The organism is Jonesia denitrificans DSM 20603 (genome assembly GCF_000024065.1).
In the GTDB taxonomy this organism is placed as follows: domain Bacteria; phylum Actinomycetota; class Actinomycetes; order Actinomycetales; family Cellulomonadaceae; genus Jonesia; species Jonesia denitrificans.
Map to the genome: position 1 here is coordinate 1976859 of NC_013174.1, position 21402 is coordinate 1998260.

Annotated in this window: 22 protein-coding genes; 9 read left to right on the forward strand and 13 right to left on the reverse strand. The window is 58.3% G+C overall.

All coding sequences use genetic code 11. The features are described 5' to 3' along the window. Positions 1-75: 75 nt before the first annotated feature. On the forward strand, positions 76-678 hold the full coding sequence (locus JDEN_RS09120) for a GDSL-type esterase/lipase family protein (protein ID WP_015772078.1): 603 nt from the start codon (positions 76-78) through the stop codon (positions 676-678). A 94-nt stretch (positions 679-772) separates the two neighbouring features. Here the strand turns inward: JDEN_RS09120 and JDEN_RS09125 are convergent, their stop codons facing one another. After that, entirely contained in the window at positions 773-1936 is a 1164-nt protein-coding gene (locus JDEN_RS09125; protein ID WP_226926563.1) for a type IV pilus twitching motility protein PilT, read from the reverse strand. 81 nt (positions 1937-2017) lie between these two features. Here JDEN_RS09125 and JDEN_RS14325 point away from each other — a divergent pair, with 81 nt between their 5' ends. After that, positions 2018-2092, forward strand: coding sequence for a 50S ribosomal protein bL37 (locus tag JDEN_RS14325; RefSeq protein ID WP_404810762.1), 75 nt, complete (start codon positions 2018-2020; stop codon positions 2090-2092). A gap of 80 nt (positions 2093-2172) precedes the next feature. Here JDEN_RS14325 and rsrA read toward each other — a convergent pair whose 3' ends face one another. Next, positions 2173-2448, reverse strand: coding sequence for a mycothiol system anti-sigma-R factor (gene rsrA, locus JDEN_RS09130; RefSeq protein ID WP_015772080.1), 276 nt, complete (start codon positions 2446-2448; stop codon positions 2173-2175). After that, entirely contained in the window at positions 2445-3167 is a 723-nt protein-coding gene (locus JDEN_RS09135; RefSeq protein ID WP_404810761.1) for a sigma-70 family RNA polymerase sigma factor, read from the reverse strand. The genes rsrA and JDEN_RS09135 overlap by 4 nt, the downstream gene beginning before the upstream one ends. Before the next feature lie 153 nt (positions 3168-3320). On the opposite strand from JDEN_RS09135, the gene JDEN_RS09140 reads away from it, so the two are divergent. Genes JDEN_RS09140 through hisN form a run of 4 tightly spaced genes read left to right on the forward strand, consistent with a single transcriptional unit; the run spans position 3321 to position 7160 of the window. Continuing rightward, entirely contained in the window at positions 3321-3806 is a 486-nt protein-coding gene (locus JDEN_RS09140; protein WP_015772082.1) for a DoxX family membrane protein, read from the forward strand. A 60-nt stretch (positions 3807-3866) separates the two neighbouring features. After that, positions 3867-5207 (forward strand): 3-phosphoshikimate 1-carboxyvinyltransferase, encoded by a 1341-nt coding sequence (gene aroA / locus JDEN_RS09145; RefSeq protein ID WP_015772083.1) that lies wholly within the window; start codon positions 3867-3869, stop codon positions 5205-5207. A gap of 28 nt (positions 5208-5235) precedes the next feature. Beyond that, positions 5236-6336, forward strand: coding sequence for a ribosome small subunit-dependent GTPase A (rsgA, locus tag JDEN_RS09150; RefSeq protein WP_015772084.1), 1101 nt, complete (start codon positions 5236-5238; stop codon positions 6334-6336). 26 nt (positions 6337-6362) lie between these two features. Continuing rightward, positions 6363-7160, forward strand: coding sequence for a histidinol-phosphatase (gene hisN / locus JDEN_RS09155; RefSeq protein ID WP_015772085.1), 798 nt, complete (start codon positions 6363-6365; stop codon positions 7158-7160). Positions 7161-7192: 32 nt separating this feature from the next. On the opposite strand, the gene JDEN_RS09160 is transcribed toward hisN, so the two are convergent. The 3 genes from JDEN_RS09160 to JDEN_RS09170 are packed head-to-tail and all read right to left on the reverse strand — an operon-like array spanning position 7193 to position 9807. Beyond that, positions 7193-7678 carry a DUF6912 family protein gene (locus JDEN_RS09160; protein ID WP_015772086.1) on the reverse strand — a complete coding sequence of 162 codons (486 nt, stop codon included), beginning with the start codon at positions 7676-7678 and terminating at the stop codon, positions 7193-7195. Between the two features lie 18 nt (positions 7679-7696). Further along, positions 7697-9085 carry an AAA family ATPase gene (locus tag JDEN_RS09165; protein WP_015772087.1) on the reverse strand — a complete coding sequence of 463 codons (1389 nt, stop codon included), beginning with the start codon at positions 9083-9085 and terminating at the stop codon, positions 7697-7699. Next, on the reverse strand, positions 9082-9807 hold the full coding sequence (locus JDEN_RS09170) for an SAF domain-containing protein (RefSeq protein WP_015772088.1): 726 nt from the start codon (positions 9805-9807) through the stop codon (positions 9082-9084). Before JDEN_RS09170 ends, JDEN_RS09165 begins: the two co-directional genes overlap by 4 nt. A 136-nt stretch (positions 9808-9943) precedes the next feature. Here JDEN_RS09170 and JDEN_RS09175 point away from each other — a divergent pair, with 136 nt between their 5' ends. Further along, the gene (locus JDEN_RS09175) at positions 9944-10159 is read left to right on the forward strand and encodes a helix-turn-helix domain-containing protein (protein ID WP_015772089.1); all 216 of its coding nucleotides are present in this window, start codon (positions 9944-9946) and stop codon (positions 10157-10159) included. A gap of 26 nt (positions 10160-10185) precedes the next feature. On the opposite strand, the gene JDEN_RS13080 is transcribed toward JDEN_RS09175, so the two are convergent. Continuing rightward, positions 10186-10764: a hypothetical protein gene (locus JDEN_RS13080; RefSeq protein ID WP_015772090.1), complete on the reverse strand. Its 579-nt coding sequence runs from the start codon at positions 10762-10764 to the stop codon at positions 10186-10188. Positions 10765-10918: 154 nt separating this feature from the next. On the opposite strand from JDEN_RS13080, the gene JDEN_RS09185 reads away from it, so the two are divergent. Together JDEN_RS09185 and JDEN_RS09190 are read left to right on the forward strand one after the other, a co-directional pair. Then, entirely contained in the window at positions 10919-11806 is an 888-nt protein-coding gene (locus JDEN_RS09185) for a LysM peptidoglycan-binding domain-containing protein (RefSeq protein WP_015772091.1), read from the forward strand. A gap of 84 nt (positions 11807-11890) precedes the next feature. After that, positions 11891-12343 (forward strand): Rv3235 family protein, encoded by a 453-nt coding sequence (locus tag JDEN_RS09190; protein ID WP_015772092.1) that lies wholly within the window; start codon positions 11891-11893, stop codon positions 12341-12343. Between the two features lie 81 nt (positions 12344-12424). On the opposite strand, the gene secA is transcribed toward JDEN_RS09190, so the two are convergent. The 6 genes from secA to mtrA all read right to left on the reverse strand — a co-directional run bounded on the left by secA (position 12425) and on the right by mtrA (position 21232). Continuing rightward, positions 12425-15145, reverse strand: coding sequence for a preprotein translocase subunit SecA (gene secA / locus JDEN_RS09195; RefSeq protein ID WP_015772093.1), 2721 nt, complete (start codon positions 15143-15145; stop codon positions 12425-12427). A 268-nt stretch (positions 15146-15413) separates the two neighbouring features. Continuing rightward, complete coding sequence (hpf, locus tag JDEN_RS09200) at positions 15414-16073, reverse strand: ribosome hibernation-promoting factor, HPF/YfiA family (protein ID WP_015772094.1); 660 nt, start codon at positions 16071-16073, stop codon at positions 15414-15416. Positions 16074-16219: 146 nt separating this feature from the next. Continuing rightward, entirely contained in the window at positions 16220-16987 is a 768-nt protein-coding gene (locus JDEN_RS13085) for a ComF family protein (protein ID WP_015772095.1), read from the reverse strand. A 138-nt stretch (positions 16988-17125) separates the two neighbouring features. After that, positions 17126-18877, reverse strand: coding sequence for an LpqB family beta-propeller domain-containing protein (locus JDEN_RS09210; RefSeq protein WP_015772096.1), 1752 nt, complete (start codon positions 18875-18877; stop codon positions 17126-17128). Next, positions 18870-20552, reverse strand: coding sequence for an MtrAB system histidine kinase MtrB (mtrB, locus tag JDEN_RS09215; protein WP_041287893.1), 1683 nt, complete (start codon positions 20550-20552; stop codon positions 18870-18872). The genes JDEN_RS09210 and mtrB overlap by 8 nt, the downstream gene beginning before the upstream one ends. Beyond that, positions 20549-21232: an MtrAB system response regulator MtrA gene (mtrA, locus tag JDEN_RS09220; RefSeq protein ID WP_015772098.1), complete on the reverse strand. Its 684-nt coding sequence runs from the start codon at positions 21230-21232 to the stop codon at positions 20549-20551. The genes mtrB and mtrA overlap by 4 nt, the downstream gene beginning before the upstream one ends. Positions 21233-21402 lie beyond the last annotated feature (170 nt).

The window sequence follows — 21402 nt, forward strand, 5'->3', positions numbered from 1 at the left end:
ACCCAACCCTGAGCGCACAACACCCTTCTCGCGCTTAGGGTTGGGGGAGGAACTCAATGAAGGCAAGGAGTGCGCGTGACAGAAACACAGCTGCGGATCGCGGTCATCGGTGACGAACTCGTCGCTGGGGTGGGCGACCCCAAAGGGCTGGGCTGGTTAGGTCGTGTCATCGCACGCACGCACACAGGGGTCACGACGATGGCGTTCCCCCTGGCAGTCCCAGGCGAAACAACGACAGAAATGTCAGCACGATGGGAAGACGAAGTTATTCGCCGTTCCAGCAACGACCCTGATGTCGACCATCGGCTAGTCATCGGGTTAGGTATCGCTGATATCACGGCTGGGCTGTCTGTGGCACGCTCACGTCTCAACCTCGCCAACATTCTTGACCTTGCTGAACAACGAAAGATGAAAACTTTCGTGGTGGGCCCCCCTCCATGTGTCCCCGATTTATCGGCACACATTGAAGAGTTGTCCCATGCCTACGCGGACGTTGCTGATCGGCGGCGAGTCCCCTACGTCGATACATTCCACCCACTGGTCAACCACGATCAGTGGTATTCAGACCTTGCCGTCAACGCGGGCCCTTATCCTGCCCAAGCCGGGTACGGGCTGATTGCATGGCTTGTTCTGCATTCAGGGTGGTATTCCTGGTTGGGATTACCTGAAGATCAGTAACAACGACCACCACCAGCACTGTGGCCGCTCATCAACGTCGCACCGTTGATGAGCGGCCACACTGTATTGACCTGGGGTGAACACCCGTGGACACCTACATGATGAGTCCGGCTCCACGCAGTTCAATGGTGAGATCCTGTGGGTTGCTTGCCACAGTGCACGCGTCTTCGTAACGCACCACACCATCGCGCACGAGACCAAAAAGATGCTGGTCAAAGGTTTGCATGTTGTAGTACTCACCATCAGCGATGAGGTCAGTCAACGAAGCTGTCGTTGACGGCGCAATGATTGCCTCAGCGGTGCGGCCTGTGTTGATCATGACCTCTGCAACAACGTGCCGGCCTTCGTTATCAGCTCGGCGGACCAACCGCTGGGACACGATCCCCCGCAACGACTGAGCAAGCGCCATCCGCACCTGCATTTGTTCGTGTGAGGGGAAGAAATCGACGATGCGGTTGACCGTTTCCTCTGCATCGATTGTGTGGAGGGTGGACAGCACGAGGTGCCCAGTTTCACCGGCTTGAAGGGCAGCACGCACTGTCTCGGCGTCACGCATCTCCCCCACCAAAATAACATCTGGGTCTTGCCGCATCGCAGCGCGTAATGCGCTGTTGAAGTCTGCAGTGTCAAACCGCACTTCTCGTTGTGAGACGATCGCCTTTTTGTCACTGTGCAGCACCTCAATTGGGTCTTCAATAGTGACAATATTGACTTCACGGAGCGTGTTGATCAGGTCCACCATCGATGCGAGCGTCGTTGATTTCCCTGACCCAGTGGGCCCTGTCACCAGGACAAGTCCGCGTGGTTCCAACGCAAGTTCCCCAACAACTTCAGGCAACCCCAGCTCATGTAACGACATGGCATGTTCTGCGACCCGCCGAAACACAATACCCACCATGCCGCGGGCCCGGTAGGCGTTCACACGGAAACGTCCCACCCCCTGGAGGTAGTAGGCGAAGTCTGTTTCGTGGTTGGTGAGGAACTCTTGGTGCAGTTGTTCGGGTAACACTTCTTCGAGCATGCGTGCGGTGTCACCGTCAGTGAGATCGGGAACCTGCAGTCGCCTTAACCGCCCGTCCACTCGGACACGTGGCACTGAACCAGCTTTAATGTGCAGGTCAGAACCACCCGTGGACACCAGGGCATGTAACAACGGAATCACAGATTGTTCGAGGCTCACGACACACACATCGGCGTTCTGGTCAGCGAACTTAACTGTTTTCCACCCGGCACCCGCACGGAGGGTGTCTCGCGTCACTTGTGACGTCTGACCCTGCGTTTCGCAGACTGGCGCAGGTATGGAAAAATAGGTGGGTATTGCTGACATAAGGAGATCACCATGAGCAAGCGTGGACGTAAGCGTCGCAGCCGTGCAGGGAAAGCAGCCAACCACGGCAAGCGCCCTAACGCATGACATCACAAGAGGGACCCCGCGGGGTCCCTCTTGTCATATGCCTCGTTCGCCTCGCAGTGCGTGAGGGCTTCACTGCCCCGCTACTCCTCGACAATGCGCATTGTGGTGAATTGAGCGTGAATTCGTACCCGTAAATGGTCTGGTGCCTTTTGGGAACAGGACCGTTTCAACACTTTTTTGATCATGTCATCAATGGATAGCTCCGCCAAACACGGCGAGCACTGCGCGACATGATGACGCATTTTCTCTGCGTCTTCGCTCGTCATTTCTGAGTCAAGGTACTCAAAAATATGCGTGACCACGGACTGGCACTCTTCGGTGTCCAAGTTGATGTCATCACTGTATTTCTCACTCATGGGGCTGTCTCCTCAACACCAGTATCTGCGGTGTGTGACGTTGCCGGAATGATGCCCTGGGAACGTGCATAGTCGCCCAACAAATCACGCAACTGGGCGCGCCCACGGTGAAGCCGAGACATGACCGTGCCAATCGGGGTGCCCATAATCTCAGCGATTTCCTTGTACGGAAACCCCTCCACATCAGCAAGATACACAGCGATGCGGCGGTCCTCAGGAAGCTCTTGAAGTGCCCGGGTGATGTCCGAGTCAGGAAGACGCTCCAATGCTTCTGCCTCCGCTGACTTCAGTCCTGTCGACGTGTGCTGAGCGGCACGAGCAATCTGCCAATCCTCGATGTCTTCCGACTGGGATTGTTGCGGCTCACGTTGCTTCTTCCGGTACGAATTGATGTACGTGTTTGTCAAAATTCGGTAGAGCCACGCCTTAAGATTTGTTTCCGGGCGGTACTGATGAAACGCCGCAAAAGCTTTTGTAAATGTCTCTTGAACAAGATCCTCAGCATCCTGCGGATTACGTGTCATCCGCAACGCTGCAGCGTACAACTGGTCAAGGTGGACCAGCGCGTCCTGCTCAAAACGCAGCGCGCGAGCGTGCGCGTCCTCATGACCAGGAGCACGGGTCGTAGAATCGTCGGCTGTCATCACATCAGAGCCTAAGCCCGAAGACGCAATCACGCGCGTTTGACGCGCAGAACGTGCCACCGTGTCTGTGTCGATCGCTGTACAAGTCACAGCCAGCACAACCACACACGTCCCTCACCTATTCCCGCCACCCCAACACGCGCATCGACACTTGCCGTAGCAGGACCACGCGTGCACCGTTACGCTGGGGACACAGATAACCAACCGCCGTGACCTTGGGGAGTACCTATGTTGATCCGCCGCCTAGCTCAACCCATGATTGCATCAACGTTCATCGCACAAGGCCTCGACGCTGTCCGCCACCCCGACAAACACGTTGACCTCGCCAAAGACAAAGTCGACCGGGTCACCACAGCCGCAGGACTCGGTGCGATCTCCCCCACCCAACTCGGGCTGGTTGTCCGCGCACACGGCGCACTGACTGTTCTCCTCGGCCTGAAAGTCGCCCTCGGGAAAAAACCGCGCGGCGCAGCCACCCTCCTCGCACTCACCAACGCGCCCGTCGTCAGCCTCTACCTGCCCGAATCCTCCACCGAAGCCAAAGACCCAGAGGTTTCTGGACCCTTCATCGCCCGTCTCACCGCACTAGGCGCGATCCTCATGCTCGCCACCGACCGAGGCGGTAAACCGTCGGTCGGATGGCGCATCAACAAAGCCGCACACGACGCCAAAGGGTCACTCGCAGACCGGAAAGACGCCATTTTGGCGAACTAACCCGCGACCGCCCAGTAAGACCACTGTTCGCCACACCCACCCACCCACTAGGCTGTGGTCATGACGAACAATGGCGTCCCTTCTGCTGCCCACTGGCCCGCCCCGCACTCCGCTGACTACCCCGGTCCCCTCACCGCTACCGTCACCGTCCCTGGGTCAAAATCTCTGACCAACCGGCATCTGCTCCTGGCCGCACTAGCCGCCGAACCCACAACCATCCACGGCGCGCTTCGCTCCCGAGACTCACAGCTTATGATCACAGCCCTGCGGGCACTGGGCGCGGACATCACCGAATCAGCAGACGGCACCACCATCACTGTCACCCCCTTAACCCAAGGCGCCAATGTCGGCGACATCACCATCGACTGCGGGCTTGCAGGAACAGTGATGCGTTTCCTGCCCATCGCCGCCACCCTCGTTAAGGGCACCATCCTCATTGACGGTGATGAGGGCGCAAAGGTGCGGCCCATGAGCCCAATCCTTGAGGCCCTAGAAGACCTCGGTGTGGAGATCACCCGCCACAACGGCGATTTCCTTCCCTTCACCATGCACCCCACCGGTGGGGTCACCGGCGGACACCTCGATGTGGACGCGTCCGGGTCAAGCCAGTTTGTGTCCGGGCTCCTACTCACCGCGGCACGGTTCACCAATGGGCTCACCCTCCACCACGTCGGAGACCGCCTACCCAGCATCCCTCACATCGCCATGACCTGTGACGTCCTCAACGACCTCGGCGTGACCGCACACACCAGTGCGCCCGGCACCTGGACGGTGGCTGCTGGCCCCATCCGTGGGGGCACCATCACAATCGAACCTGACCTCTCCAATGCCACGCCTTTCATGGCTGCGGCCCTCATTCATGGTGGTTCCGTCACAATCCCCGCGTGGCCAAGCACAACAACCCAACCCGGTGGGCTTGCCCCCTCGTTCTTCGAACGGATGGGAGCCCGCTGCACAATTGATGATGCTGGCCTCACCATTACCGGTGACGGCACAGTCCACGGTCTCGCCCACCTTGACCTGTCTGCTGCAGGTGAACTCGCACCAACCTTTGCGGCGCTCGCTGCGCTTGCTGACTCACCCACCGAGATCCACGGCATCGCTCACCTGCGGGGGCACGAAACCGACCGGCTTGCGGCACTGTCCGCAGAAATCAACCGCCTGGGTGGCTCTTGCCAGCAAACAGACGATGGTCTCATCATCACCCCAGCGCCCCTGCATGAGGGTATCTTTCACACGTATCATGATCACCGGATGGCTACAGCAGGCGCGATCCTTGGGCTTCGTGTGGCAGGTGTTGAAGTAGAAAATATCGACACCACAGCAAAAACGTTGCCTGATTTTGCTGGCATGTGGACGTCCATGCTCACAACCTCTTCTGTGGCTGCGCCAGCCCACTAGCACCCGTCACCCTCGCCGATCGGACACCATGCCCACACACCCCATTGATGAGTCCTCGTTTCGTTCCCGTCCCTCTCGGCGCGGGTCACGGCCTCGTACCAAAATCAGGCCAGCTCACGAGGACGCCATTGCGGGGATGGTCATCGGTGTTGACCGGGGTCGTTACACAGTCCTCACGGGCACGACCATTGGTGTGGGGCTCCTTGGCATGGATGTCGGTGACGAACGAACGATCACAGCGATGCGTGCACGAGAGCTTGGCCGTGAGCGCATTGTGTGCGGTGATGTTGTGGACATGGTGGGTGACACGAGTGGGGCTCCAGGGAGCTTAGCGCGGATTGTGCGAATCCAGGAGCGGCGGTCTGTTCTTCGCCGAACTGCAGATGACACAGACCCGTATGAGCGGATTGTGGTGGCGAACGCTGATCAGATGGTGATTGTGACTGCGTTGGCTGACCCGGAACCGCGCACGCGGATGATTGACCGGTGTGTCGTTGCGGCGACTGCTGCGGGGATGGACACGGTGTTGTGTTTAACCAAAGCTGATTTGGCTGATCCAGAACCGTTGCGCGCATTGTATGAGCCTGTTGGTGTACGTGTTGTGGTGACCCAACGTGACGATGCAGGGAATGTCACTCCCCTTGATGCAGTGCGGGATGCGTTGCAGGGTCGGTTGTCGGTTTTTGTCGGGCATTCCGGTGTGGGGAAGTCCACGTTGGTTAATGCGCTGGTCCCTGCCGCTGAACGGGCCACGGGGCATGTGAATGCGGTGACGGGTCGAGGGCGACACACCTCGACGTCTGCTGTGGCGTTTCGGCTTCCTACTGACGATGGTGGGGAGTTGGGGTGGGTTATTGATACTCCTGGTGTGCGGTCATTTGGGTTGGCGCACATTGATACGCAGGACATTCTTCAAGGTTTTGAGGATTTGACTGACATTCTCGATGCGTGTCCGCGTGGGTGTACACACCGTGCTTCGGCCCCTGACTGTGCGTTGGATGAGTGGTTGACGCTGGCTGCCAACCCGGAGCACACCGCCACTGGTGTGTATGCGTCGCGCGCCGCCCGAATTATCTCGTTGCGCCGGTTGTTGGATGCCCGCGCTGATTCCTCCCCACAGTACGACTAACACCAGGAACACGGTAGATTAAACGCATGAACGCCTCACGTTACGAAGATGACCTGCGTCTTGCTCTTGTTTTGGCGGACCAGGTCGACAACATTACGATGTCCCGTTTCAAAGCGTTGGACCTCCATGTTGAGGCGAAGCCGGACACCACACCAGTGTCAGATGCTGACCGCACGGCTGAAGAGGTGATTCGCGCTCAGCTTGCCCGCAGCCGGTCTCGTGACGCGATTGTGGGTGAGGAGTTCGGCACAACTGGTCATTCGTCGCGCCGGTGGATTATTGACCCGATTGACGGGACAAAGAACTTTGTGCGTGGCGTCCCTGTGTGGGCAACTCTCATCGCGCTCGCTGAGGGTGATGACGTGGTGGTTGGTGTGGTGAGTGCACCGGCGTTGGGGCGCCGTTGGTGGGCTGCGCAGGGTTCTGGTGCATGGAGTGGCCGATCGTTGTCGAGCGCAACACGGTTGCACGTGTCGGGTGTGACCTCGCTTGCCGATGCGTCACTGTCGTATTCCTCGTTAACCGGTTGGTCCCAGTTGGGGTTGCAACGAAGGTTCCTTGACCTGTCGGACAGCGTGTGGCGCACCCGAGCGTATGGTGATTTTTGGTCATACATGCTCGTCGCCGAGGGAGCTGTTGATGCAGCGATGGAACCAGAGCTGGAACTGTATGACATGGCCGCTCTTGTTCCGATCGTGACCGAGGCCGGCGGTACATTCACCAGTGTTGATGGGACGGCCACGGGACCGTGGGGGCCAAACGCTGTGGCGTCAAATGGTCACCTTCACGGTGATATCCTCGCTGCATTACGTGCCGAAGAATAAGTGTGGTGCTGTGTTACAACGACTGTGACTAGTTAGTCCAGATCAGCGGTGATCTCAGGGATTTCGCTGACGTCGTACCACAACAGTTCCCGGTCCACGAGATCGTCAATGGCTGCGTGGTCCCCGCCAAATACCTTTTCAATCTCTGCTGCAGCATCGATTTCGTCAACGTGCACACACACGATCGGTACTGCGAGTGCCTCACCGATGAGTTCCCGCGCTGAGGCTGGAGTGTCATCATCTGAGGCGCTCACGGGGCCTACGAGATGATCTGGCACGTCGACGGAAATGACCAGTCGCCGCCACGGCACATCGGGGTTCTCAATGATTGCCATGAGCGAATCGTGAGCTGCCGCAAGGTGTGCCACATACTCGATTTCTTCGATGTCCGTGACACCTTCAGTGGCTAACTCGTTGGTGAGTTCGTCGGTCGCGGCGTGCACTCGTCGTGGGCCTAAGGTGATGGTGTCAGTGACGCCCCGCAAGTCGGTGAGTGTCGCTGGAACATACATTCGCATGTCTTAAGTGTGCCACCTTCACACCCCGCTTGCCGCCATCTGCTGGTCAGCGGTTGACTCACTGCGTTCGTTCCCGCTGTTTCCGGTGTCAAAGCCGGAGGCAATCACATCAATGAGTTGGGTCAGTTCCTTACCGATCGCGCTTACTGGCGCCTCCTCCAGGACAGCACGGCCGTTCATGAGTGATCGGTCAACCGTGGTCGGCGCATCGGGAAGAAGCACAGGGGGAAGCTCACGGGTGAAGCGTGACAATGCTAACCGAATTGCCCTGGGGGTTGATGACCCCGCTGTTGTGTCACGGACTTTGTTGACCACAACCAGACGTGGAACGTGCGCCAGATCAGGATGGTTTGTGATCGTTTCAAGAGCACGAACCATCCGTGTTGTTCCGACCGGGTCTCCTGTTCCTACCACAACAATGAGATCTGATTGGGCAAGGGTTGTTGTGGTTGCTGCGTTGCGTCGAGGACCGCGAGGATCGAACGCGGCGAAATCGTCCTCGTCAATGTCTGGGGCCACATCAACCACGGTCCATTGGGCGCAGTGACGGGCAGTGGTAAGAACAGTTTCCAGGTTGCTTGCTGACAGTTCAGGCCACCGCGAAGCGCGAGCCAGCCCTGTCAGGACCCCTAACTGCGGGGTAATACCAGCAAGGTAGCGAGTCAGAGCAGATGCGGTGAGGAGCCCTTGTCCAGCTGCTCGACACGCTTGGGCAAGACCGGAGGCTTCGTCCAACAACCCCAATGTTTGTGTGATCGATGGGGCTTGTGTGTCTGCATCAACGATGATGGCGGAGGCGCTTGACTCAGTTGGGAGCTGCTTTTTCTTGGAGCGCCGGCGACCTAGCTGGTCGCGGTGAGCAAGCCCATAGGCAATGTTTGTCGTCAGTGTGGAACGCCCTGGGGCCCCGTGGGTTCCCCACACCGTGATGAGTCGGCCCTGCGTGGCGGGTGGAGCAAGGGAAAGGTCGTGGTTTTCGCGCGAGCTGGTCCACTCAATGGGGAGGTTGTCCGCCTCTCCAGCAGGAGCGTTGTGCGCTTCGGTCATCAACGGAATGAGCCCATCACTCACCTGTGAGTATGCGAGAAAGTGGCGTACTCCCAGCGCAGTAAGACGCTGACTCGAATACTGGTCGAGAGGGTCGTTGAGCACCACTAGCGCCACACCGTGAGTGGTGAACGCTTCGACGGCATGTCGATCAAACCCAGGAAAATCCGAACTCATGACGATGACGTGGGCGATCCCCGCCCCCGCATATCCACGTGCTTCTGCCATGTCCGCGCATCGTCGCACCACATCGACTTGCCCACGGTGTCGAGCCAGGTGTTCAATCACAGCTGGTTCCTGACCGGATGTTATTGCGGTCAGGACCCGAAGTGGTCCTGGTGAGGCTGGGTTGTGGTTCATGCGTCGCCCTCTTCTGCTGTGTTGTTGCTGGGGGAACCGTCCGATGCAGGGGCTGGTGATCCATCACCGTGGGGCACCGGGAGCGCTGTGAGCGCACCTTTCGCTTGAGTTGCTGCCAAGACAGCTGGGATATCTGACTGAGGGACCACAACGTGCAGATAGGAGGTCCCGGACACCCCAAAGACAGAATCAGTGTCTGGGATTTGGCTGACCGTGAGCCCGGATGCGACTTGGTCGGGGTCGCCCACCTCACCTGTTGGGGTAGCTTCTGGGGCGTACCACAAATCGATTGTCGACCCCGGGACTACCTGTGCGGGTAACTGCCCTGTGATGGGAACAGCCATGATCCGTGAATCAACGTCTGCGGCGCTGCCGGTGGAGGTCACGGCAACAAGTTGACCTTGATGGACGGGGACAACCGCCACGAGCCCTTCACCCATCGTTTCCGGCGTGAGGTAGTTGTTGAGATGTTGCCCTAGCTCAACATCAACAGCCTGAAGGTCCGCTTCCGTGATTGCATCACCGGGTTGCAAGGTTCGCGCAGCAACAAAAGCCGTGTCGAGTGTACGCCCGGAGTCCAGTGCCCACGCACCAATCCACACGGACAGAGCAACGAGCACGATCCCGATCGGCAGCCGTGGGTCACGCAGGCTTGGTTGCCGCATCCGTGGTGCGTTAAAGGCCGCTTGTGGCGTGGTCCCTGGGGTGGACGTTGAGGGCATGGGCGTTCCTTCGGGGAGGGTCGTGGGTGTCGTTGTGGCGTCCTCACCGTAGCGGGAATCGATCGCCGACATCCCATGTAACCCCGAATCTGTGGATAAACAACATGGGCAACCCTTCCCATGCCACACTTGTGCTATGACATCGCGCTTTCTCACCCTCGCTGACGTCACCGAGGTCCTTAACATTTCCTCAACGCAGGCGTACTCGCTCGTTCGATCCGGAGAGCTTCCCGCTATTCAAGTAGGTGGGCGCGGTCAGTGGCGCGTCGAAGCAGCCGAGCTAGAGAACTACATCCAACGGAAATACGAGGAAACCCGCGCGAAGGTCGCTGCTGGAGAGTTCGAAGAATAAGCCCAGCACCGACCACTCGCGCACGGTTACACACCGTCAACAACGATCGCTTCTACAGGCGCGAGTGGGATTGTCACTGTGGAGAACTGTCTGCGCTCTACGGACCAGGTGTCTGAGGGTGTTGACCTCACGGCAAGGTCAAGTGAGTCAGCGAGGACGTCAACAAGATACCCCTGTTCTGTTGCCTGCCCCGCCGTGACGGTCACATAGGCCCGCCGCTCCCCTAGCCCCCGGAGCATCCGCACCAGGCTCACCTCACGCGCTTTTCGTTGTGCCGGTGATGTGCCGTAGACGCTTTCTTCGGGGACGGCTCCACCTAACCCGGTCACTGCCGTGATCGCCGTCATGGGGTGGATAGTGTCCCGCCCGGAGGCGGTGAGAAGTACCCACTGCGGATGGGCTTCACGAACCATACCGGAGAAGCGCACCCCTCCTTTTGTCACGAGCGTCACCTCACTTCCCTTGACTCCTAAGAATCGTTGCCACAGGGCAATCCGTGCTATTTCTGCACGTCGGAGTTCATCTGCAGCACTGTGGACGTCAATTTCCGACTCCGCGTCAAGGTGAGCTTCTAGGTCTGCGAAGAGCGCAGTCCACCGATCCATTGTGTCCTCCCAAGGGCATGTTCTTCGCTGGGAATTGTTCCACATCGTCGATACCCACTGGACAAACTCAGCGCAATCTAGTTTCATCAAACTACATCAAACAACATCAACAGCGTTCGATACCGTCAACCACAACCATCGAAGAGGCGGAACTATGACTCCCCGGCACATCACACTGCGAGCGGTCTTTCACTCGTTTGCTGCGTCAGTAGCTTCCGTGCTCTTCGGGTGGAGGTTGGCAGTCCTTGCCCCAGCAATGACCGATGCGCTGACAACTCCAACCCCCGTGGACTCACTACTTCGGCTGACAGTGGAAACCGTCATGATGGCCGCTGGGCTGGGTGCTGGTATGTGGTGGGCAGCGTCCTACCTCCTCGTGGCCGTGGCATTAGCAGCTCAGGCACGGAGTAGTGTCGGGCGCGCAGCCCGCAACGCAGTGACCCGTTTTGGCCCACGATCCGCACGTGCGCTGCTTGCGACAGCAGCAGGCGTGACCCTCACATTCGGAGCTCTCCCCGCGGGCGCAAGCGAACTGCCAGCTGATCAAACGGCTACGCAGACCACACAATCAGTGTCAGTACAACCCATCCTTGCGACACCGTTGACGATGCTCGACAGACAGCAGTCCGTTACTGATCCCACTGAAGCAGCTCACAGCAACGATGCTGAGATCACCGATGTGAACCTTCTTTTCCTGACCCCACCGCAGGACAATGTACCGTCCAAGGACACAGCGAGCGTGCTCGCCACTACTCCCGTCATCGCTGCATCGTCAGGCAGCACCACAGACCCTATGACGCAAGTCGAGGCAACCGTGGCAACCATGACTGAAGGCGGACACGACACCACAACAGTCACGATCGCCCAAGGCGACACTTTGTGGTCACTGACACGAGACGCTTTACCCGAGGGCGCAACCACAACGCAGATCGCCGAGGCGTGGCCGCGCCTCTATGACGCAAACAAAGACGTTCTTGGGGACAACCCCGACCTCATTCCGGTGGGGGTGACCATCACTATCCCCCAGTCCCTCCTTGACTGACACCACACCACACAAAGAACACCCCTCACCTGCAGACCCTTCTCGATCTTCTTCCGGACGCCCAGCGCCAGACAAGGATTCATCATGACCTCGACACTCGACTCAGTTCTCCTTCCCGCTTCTCCCCCCGTGCGTGATGCGCTTCCTGCGCATCTGATCACTGAGGACACCCCACATGAGGATCGGTTGGCGCGAGGCCGTGAACTGGGGGACCCGACCGCGATCTGTTGTGCAGTTGCTCGAAGCGCTGTTGAAGCGTTTCACGGGATCCGCCCCATCCACCAACTCGTCTCGCGTTTGGCACCACATGTTCTGGAATCGTTGACAGCTCGTGCGCAGGTCCGCGCCTCACTGAACACGGGGACCGCAACGAGACACCAGCCAGTCAGGATTGTGCGGGCACGCGTCGTGCGTGTCTCTCCTATCGCGGCCGAGGCCACGGTGATTATTGCGGATGGTTCGCGGGTGCGTGCAGCAGCGATCCGAGTGGAGGAACACCGTGGCCGATGGCGCGCGGTCGACCTTCAAATCGGATAGCAGCCCCTCTGGGCGAAAGCATCGGGGGTGGAACAATCACATGATTGTTCCACCCCCGATGCGTGTATTACCTGCGTGAGGTCACCGTTTCCGCGAACGCTTTTGCGCTGCTCGGCGCTCTGCGCGGTTCGAACCAGCGTTCGCTGCTCCGCCTGAGGTTCCCGAACCCGACTCGGAGGTTGACCCTTCCGACGACGTGTACTGAAGCTGGGTGGGCCGCTTGGGCTGATCAAGCCCTTTCGCCACCATCACGTCTTCTTCGATGTCGGGAGTGCCGTCACCGTCGAGGTCAACTTCCTTCTTTTCCACAGTGACCTGGAGGTTGTACAAGAAGCCAACGGCCTCTTCTTTCACGCCTTCCAGCATTGCGGTGAACATGTCATAACCTTCACGCTGGTACTCCACAAGGGGGTCACGTTGCGCCATAGCACGCAACCCGATGCCTTCCTTGAGGTAGTCCATCTCGTAGAGATGTTCGCGCCACTTACGGTCTACAACGGACAACACGATTCGGCGTTCCAAGTCTCGGAGATTCTCCGAGCCGAGTTCGGCTTCGCGTTGCTCATATGCCAAGCGGGCGTCAGAGAGGATTTCTTCCAGCAGTTCATCGCGTTTCAGGTGGGTGCGGCCACCTGCTTGCTCTTCCACTTCCTCCACGGTGATCGAGATTGGGTAGATCCCTTTCAGGGTTGCCCACAGCGCTTCCAAGTCCCATTCGTTTTGGTCATTGGACGTGGTTGTCATCTCAACATGCCCAGTGATGACATCGGTGAGGAAGTGCTGGATTTGTTCCTGCATGTCCTCGCCCTCAAGGACACGGCGACGTTCGTCATAAATGACTGTGCGCTGGCGGGAGAGCACGTCATCGTACTTGAGGACGTTCTTGCGGATCTCCAGGTTCCTTGACTCCACTTGCCCCTGAGCTGAGGCGATACCACGCGACACCATCTTCGATTCCAGTGGCACGTCTTCTGGGAACCCGGCACGGTTCATCATGGATTCAGCAAGACCTGAACCGAACAACCGCATCAGTTCGTCTTCCATGGACAAGTAGAACCGTGACTCACCGGGGTCACCTTGGCGCCCGGAACGTCCACGCAACTGGTTGTCAATACGCCGTGATTCGTGGCGTTCGGTGCCCAGAACGTACAAGCCCCCGAGTTCCACGACTTCGTCGTGTTCGTCTTTGACAGCTTGTTGAGCAGCAGCAAGTGCTTCATCCCACGCTGCTTCGTATTCGTCTGGGTGTTCTACTGCGTCAAGCCCGCGTTGTTCTAGTTCGGCATGGGCCATGAATTCGGCGTTTCCACCGAGCATGATGTCAGTTCCACGACCAGCCATATTGGTGGCTACCGTGACCGCACCTTTGCGCCCAGCCATCGCAACAATGGCCGCTTCTCGGGCGTGCTGCTTCGCGTTGAGCACCTCGTGAGGGACACCTTGTTTTTTCAACAGAGAGGAGAGCAGCTCTGATTTCTCCACAGACGTCGTTCCCACCAAAATGGGTTGCCCGTGAGCGTGCCGCTCAACAATGTCTTGAACAACCGCCTGGAACTTGCCAGTTTCTGTCTTGTAAATGAGGTCCGACTGGTCAACACGTTGCACCGGACGGTGCGTCGGAATCGGTACAACACCTAGTGAGTAGGTGGAGTGGAACTCGGCTGCTTCCGTTTCCGCGGTACCGGTCATCCCTGACAGCGTGGAATAGAGGCGGAAGTAGTTCTGCAACGTGATTGTTGCCAGGGTCTGGTTCTCGGCTTTGATCGTGACGCCCTCTTTGGCTTCGATCGCCTGGTGCATGCCTTCGTTGTAACGGCGACCGGCCAGAATACGGCCCGTGTGTTCGTCAACGATCATGACTTCACCGTTCATGACCACGTAGTCTTTGTCACGTTTGAAGAGCTCTTTAGCTTTGATCGAGTTGTTCAGGAACCCGATCAGTGGCGTGTTCAGGGACTCATACAAGTTGTCGATCCCCAGGTAGTCTTCGACCTTTTCAATACCGGGTTCCAGGATCCCGATGGTGCGTTTCTTTTCGTCGACTTCGTAATCTTCCCCCGCGATCAGGCGGCGTGAGACTTTTGCGAACTCCGTGTACCACTTGTTGACATCACCATCGGCGGGACCGGAGATGATCAGCGGGGTTCGGGCTTCGTCGATCAAAATGGAGTCAACCTCGTCAACGATGGCGAAGTTATGGCCACGTTGCACAAGATCTTTCATGGACCACGCCATGTTGTCACGCAGGTAGTCAAACCCGAACTCGTTGTTTGTCCCGTAGGTGATGTCAGCTTCGTACTGGGCACGCCGCTCAGTGGGGTTTTGGCCAGAAACGATGCAGCCAGTTTTCAGCCCAAGGAACCGGAACACACGACCCATGATGTCGGACTGGTATTTCGCAAGGTAGTCGTTCACGGTCACAATGTGAACGCCTTGTCCTGACAGGGCGTTGAGGTAGGCAGGGAGGGTGGCGACCAGGGTCTTTCCTTCACCGGTCTTCATTTCGGCGATGTTCCCCATGTGGAGGGCTGCACCACCCATGATTTGCACATCGTAGTGACGCTGGCCCAATGTTCGCACAGATGCTTCACGCACGACCGCGAATGCCTGCGGGAGCAATGCGTCCAGTGAACTACCTTCAGCGATGTCTTCTTTGAATCGCGCGGTCTCCTCGCGGAGTTCTTCGTCGGTGAACGCCTGGTAGTGCTCTTCGAGGGCGTTGACCTGCTGAACGATGACGTTCAGTTTCTTGAGGATTTTCCCTTCGCCGAAGCGAAGGATTTTCTCCAGGATGGTGACCACGCGGAACTCCCGTTTTCAGCTGTGCGGTGACCTGTGTGAGCACACAGGAGCAATCAACTGTCCATCGTATTAGGTTTTGCTGGCATTCGGGACCACTGCGACCCATGCGCGTGGCGAATACGCCCTCGGCGTACTTTGTGTTCCGCGTCATACTGCGACTGCCAGCATTGTTTGTTTGTTAACACAACCGTGGTGGGGCAGTTGTCACCACCCCACCACGGTCGCCGTTACAGATGCACTGTGACCTCTACCAGGTCACGTGGTGCTGTCATTCTTCTTCGCAGTCGCATTCGGTGTTCAGTGCGATCACCCCATAGGTCCATCCGCGGCGCCGGTAGGCGACAGATGGGCGTTTGGAGTCTTTATCGACGAACAAGAAGAAGTCGTGACCAACAAGTTCCATCTCGTCAATGGCGTCATCCACTGTCATGGGGGATGCATTGTGGAGTTTTTGCCGGATGATCACTGGGGAATCACCCAACTGCACTTCCACTGTTTCCCCTGGTTGGGTGGGATGTGGAACTGACGGTGTGGCCTCTTCTTGTGTGGGCGGTTCGGGGTCAGGGATCATCTCGATCGCGTCGAGGTCTTTGGGGACCTCAAGTTTGCGAGGGATCCGGCGTTTGGATGTGTACTTGCGTTCGTGCGCTCGCCGTAGGCGTTCTTGGAGTTTGTCGAGGGCGAGATCAAGCGCCCCGAAACGGTCGTCGGATGCAGCTTCCGCTCGGATAACTGGCCCTTTGTCGCGGACAGTCAGTTCTACCCGTTCGGATCGTGCTGATTGGCGGGGGTTGTATTCGTGGGTGACTTCGACGTCGACGCGCCGTGCCGTGGGCGCGTATTGCGCGATTTTGCTGAGTTTTTCCTCTGCGTGTTCGCGGAATCGGTCTGCTACTTCAGTGTGGCGACCCACTACTACGATCTCCATGAAGGCCTCCTATGACGTGAGGGGCGCGGTGTCCGCGCCGGGGCGATGTGTGTGAGCGTTCGGTCTGGGAACGCCGGTGTGATCACCTCCCTTGGTGGCTGGGATGTGCCTCTACATTACCCTGCAATGTGGTCGTGGTCACTTTGTCACCGGGTGTTTCCGTGAAGTTTGTTCACCGGTTTCGCTGTCAGCGTGACAGCAAGCGCAAAGCCAGCGACGAAGGTCCCCGGGGTGGTCGGCAGACTGGTGAGAGCGTGGCGCATGCTCGCCCCGGTGGTGATGACGTCGTCAACGAGGATGACTGTGGTGGCATTGCTGACCTGCGCGTGCGTACGACTTCTCAGAGTGACACCCCCACTGCCCGTATCCCAACGGTCGCGTGCGGTGAGGGTTTTTTGGGTGCTGATGCGGCGCGTTGTCAGTGCGTTGATGACGGTCGCGGGATGGTGGTGGGCAATGAGTGCGGTTGCGAGTGCATCGGCGATGACGGTGGCTGGGGTGAATCCTCGGGTGCGGGTTGCTGCTCGGCGTGAGGGGAGGGGAATGAGGAGTGTGGGTCTGGCGTGGTGGGGTGTGGTAGGCCAGGGCAGGTGTGGTGCCGCAGCCGCAGTGGCGTGGGTTAGTGCTTGGGTGAGGTCGCCGCGTCCGTGGTCTTTCCAGGCGGTGAAGATGTGCCTAACAGGTCCGTCGTAGGGGCTGAGCGCCCAGACCGGGAGGATGGGTGGGTGATTGTCGATGCGGGCCAGGCGCGGGATATGGTGCTCGACGCGGGTTGGTGGTTGGTGAAGTGTACGGGTACAGATCGGGCAGAGTGAGGTGTCGAGGGCTCCGCATCCTGGGCAGTATTGGGGAATGAGGAGGCGACCTAATTCAGCACCGATCCGGTGGGTGAGACGGCTGGTTTCTGTGGGCACATGGTGAGTGTGCCAGGGGGGATTGGTGATGTGTGGGCGTGCACCGGAGAATGTGACAGCCTGGTGTCCACCCGGTCAGATACTGCCGTGTGGACAACTGATGCGCGCGCTGGCACGCAGATGCGCGGCGACGGCTCGCTACCCTGGGAATGACGGGAGGTAAGCGTTGTCCACTACTGTTACCCACGATGTTCCTGTGGCGGCACGAGAGAGAACCACTCCGTCTTGTGTCCCAACGTAGATGGACCGTAGACCGCGCCCAGCCCCCAGTGACTGCGCGTCATCGACACTGGCAATGGATTCTGAGCCACCTCCTACTTGAACACTGACGACATTTTGATTGGTCGACTCTGTGGAGTCTGTCAGGACTGCCAGGGTTGACTCGTCAACCCATTCCATGAGTTCTGGTGACATGGTGGCGCCACCAACAGAAATGGGCTCAGCCACAGCTTGGGGCACGTTGTTTCCATCACGTGTGATGGCAGCCACCTCGATCACACGTCTGCCAGGAACAGCTGAAATCACAGCAAGGCGTGCACCATCATGGGAGATCCTCACCTCGGAGACGGTACGGCCGGAGAGCCATGGAACTGGCACGCGCACCGTGGTTCCATCAGTTCCTACAGCAAGGAGCTCACCGTCGTCTGGTTGGTTTTTCTCTCCACTCCACACCCAAGAAAATCGATCGATGCTGGGGGCGATGAGGTCATCACCTTGGGCGATGACCTGACCACGCCGCCCTTCGGGACGCAGCACTCGTAAGGCTTGTTGACCGTCACGAATGACAATGGAGGTGGCATCTTCGTCGAGCGCGATCGCGGTCACGTTGAGCCCAGATACCTCAACTGCTGGGTCAAGTGGTTCAACTTCTCCCGAGGTGACCCGTGCCAGTTGAGAGCCAACGCGCACGATGGGTGATGTCGCCAAGGTTGGGTCACGCTGGAGTTCTGGGAGCTCCCCTACCTGTAGTTCAATCCCATTAGCTTGGATAAGGACGTTACGCACGCCGGGAAGTCGCGTCAGTGCGGCTCGCAGTTGCGTGGCTAGTAGTGCTCGTTCATCTGGCGATGCGTCCATGACGTGGGTGGACAGGTTAACCGTTGCGGTGCCGTTTTCCACGTTCACCGCGTCATAGACCAGACGGGTACCTTCCGGGACAGTCTGAGCGACCGCATCGGCGAGCCACGGAGACGGACCGGTCAACACTGCATTCACAACGTAAGTTTCGGTGCGTTGACGTGGGAACCACCGCACATCAGGGATCAAGTACTGCTCATCAGGCGACACAAAATACACGCTCGTCGCCCGGTAAAACGAGCGGAAGTTGGGGGTTGAAATGTACAGATCATTGGGCAACGAGGAGATTCGCCACTGCCCATCAGAACGTCGAACAAGCTCAAACGTCATCTGCGAGCGCGCCCCATTCAGCGACTCGGTGTATGCCCCCGCTGGGGTGAGTGACCCCTGTAACGCAACCGATGCATCGACAGTCACTGCTGTCACACCATCGAGCTCACTCGCGCTCAATGTGGCACCTTCGACCTCATCGCCTGCGTTTTCGCTGACGACTGCGTCGAGTTCCCCGTCAAACACGTTGACGGTGCCGCCTGGTTCCCACTGACCGGAGGCTGCTGCGGTCAAAAATGACTCAGCTGCTGACCAGTCTCCGGCCAGCCCTGCTGCTTGCGCCGTGAGGAAACCGTCAACAATGTCACGAGGGGACGCGTCAACGCTGGGGCCTGCCGCAGCGAAAAATACTGGCCCGGGGTCCTGCAAAGAAATATCCGCCGAGTAGACAGGTGACGTGGTGGGAATGTTCGTGCACCCCGACATGACCGCCGCGCCGCACAGCGCAAGAACAAGCCCGACGTGACGTCTTGAATCACTCATCATCGCTGTCCTCTTTCGTGTCAAACCGGGGAACCGACGCCGGCCCGTGCTCATCGACAACAAGGACAGGAGACGGTTCATGGGTACTGGACAAGTCTGGCTCCAACGGTAACGGGGAACTTGTCAACATAATGCCCGCGCGACGAGGGAGCGTTAGTCGGAACGAGGAACCAAACCCGTGCCTGCCCCACGCCTCGAGCCACCCGCCATGTAAACGAGCGTCTTCTTTGGCAATAGACAACCCCAGCCCCGTGCCACCTGTGGTGCGAGCGCGAGCTGGGTCGGCACGCCAGAACCGGTCAAACACACGCGACACTTCGGTGCGGTCCATGCCAATCCCTCGGTCAGCCACAACAACAGCGACCGCCTGACTATTACCTCGGGTCGTGATCGTCACTGGTCGACCCTCGGAGTGCTCAATGGCGTTCACGACTAAATTCCTGACAATTCGTTCGACCCGCCTCGAATCACAGTCCACACGCAGCGATTGCTCGCCCAGGTCTGCAGAAATCCATACGCCTTTCTTCTCCGCCAACGTCATCTCGTAGTCAACAACTTGAAGCACAATGTCCCTGATATCGCGTGCTTCTGCTTCTAACAGGGCAGCACCAGCATCAAATCGTGAGATCTCCAACAAGTCCGCCAAAAGATCTTCAAACCGATCCAGTTGTGTGTGCAGAAGCTCTGTTGAACGCTTCGACACCGGATCAAACTCGTCACGTGACTGATACAGCATCTCCGCTGCCATGCGAACGGTCGTTAACGGGGTGCGCAATTCGTGGGACACATCGGACACAAACTGACGTTGCACCGCAGACAATTGTGCTAGCTGGTCAATTTGGTGTTGCAAAGACCCCGTCATTGCGTTGAACGACCGCGCCAAGGTGGCGACCTCGTCCTCCCCATGCACCATGAGACGCTCATTTAAGTTGCCATCTGCAATGCGTTCCGCAACCACAGACGCTTGCTTCACCGGGCGCACAATCTGACGCACCACTACAAACGTCAACGTACCCAGCACACCAATAAGAACAACACCGGCAAGAGCGATGATGTTTTGCAAAAACGTCAGTGTTTCTTGTTCCGAGGCAAGGGAATACAAAAAATAGACATCAAACGCTCCAGCCAGTGGCACCTCAACAACTGAGCCCACCACAACACCCGGCTCCCCCGATTCCAGGCGCACAGACTGCCAATGCTGCTGTTGCGGTTCTTGGGCAACTGCTTGGCGCAGCGCATCAGAAATGATCCCCTCTGCGTCCGGGGCAGTCGACAAATCCAACACCCGCACAGAAGAGGTATTGGTCGCCGAACGCAAAAGAAACACTTCACGACCAGACGTTCCCCCGGACTGGAGAGCAGGCAACAGATCATTGAGTGTTTGCTGCACCCCAGAACTGGACGACGCGGTTGACGAGTTCACAGTGGTTTGCGTTTGCGACAACGACCGCGCCGACTCCGACAAGATCTCCTCAACCCGGCGGTCCACCAAACCATCACGCATCGCCACGGACAAGTACACCGTGAGCAACGCCAGCGAAATCACTGAAATACTAATCGCTGTCGCAAGAAGTCGTAACTGGACAGACCTGCGAAAAGGCCGCCCAATGAGACGCACCACACGACGCACCTGGCGGCGACCACGCGTCCACCACCTGCGGAGCAACACCGTCATCCTTGACGGACGCCTGCCTTGTACCCCACACCACGCACCGTGAGAACAATTTCCGGGCTCTCCGGGTCATGCTCAATCTTTGACCGCAACCGCTGCACATGCACATTGACAAGCCGGGTATCTGCAGCGTGACGGTACCCCCACACCTTCTCGAGCAACACCTCACGCGACAACACCTGCCACGGTTTACGCGCCAAAGCGACCAGCAAGTCAAACTCCAGCGGTGTCAACGAAATAACCTGACCGTCACGCGTCACCTTGTGCCCTGTCACATCAATATCGAGATCACCGATGCGCAAAATTTCTGGCTCCGGCTCCTCCACCCTGCGCAGACGGGTGCGGATACGCGCCACAAGCTCTTTGGGTTTAAACGGCTTGGACACGTAGTCGTCTGCACCTGCTTCAAGCCCAGCCACCACATCGACTGTGTCAGATTTTGCCGTCAACATGATGATGGGAACCCCAGACTCACGGCGAATTTCCCGGCACACGACAGTGCCATCCTTGCCCGGCAGCATGAGATCAAGTAGAACAAGATCAGGTTGGGTGTCATGGAACGTTTGCAACGCAGAGTCACCGTCGGCGCAAAACTCCGCATCAAACCCCTCAGCTTTGAGGACGATTCCGATCATCTCGGACAAAGCAGTGTCGTCGTCTACCACAAGCACGCGATGTGTCATGCCGCTATCTTGCCACCTTTTCCCCATCCACATCGAGACCGCCACCACAATTGCCCCACAGCGTCAGGTCATCCACAAGACTGATGAAGCCCACCGAGCCCGACACGTAAGATGTGCCAGTACCACTGTGGACCACCGGTCCCTCCAGCACGTGCGTTCAGTACAGTGGG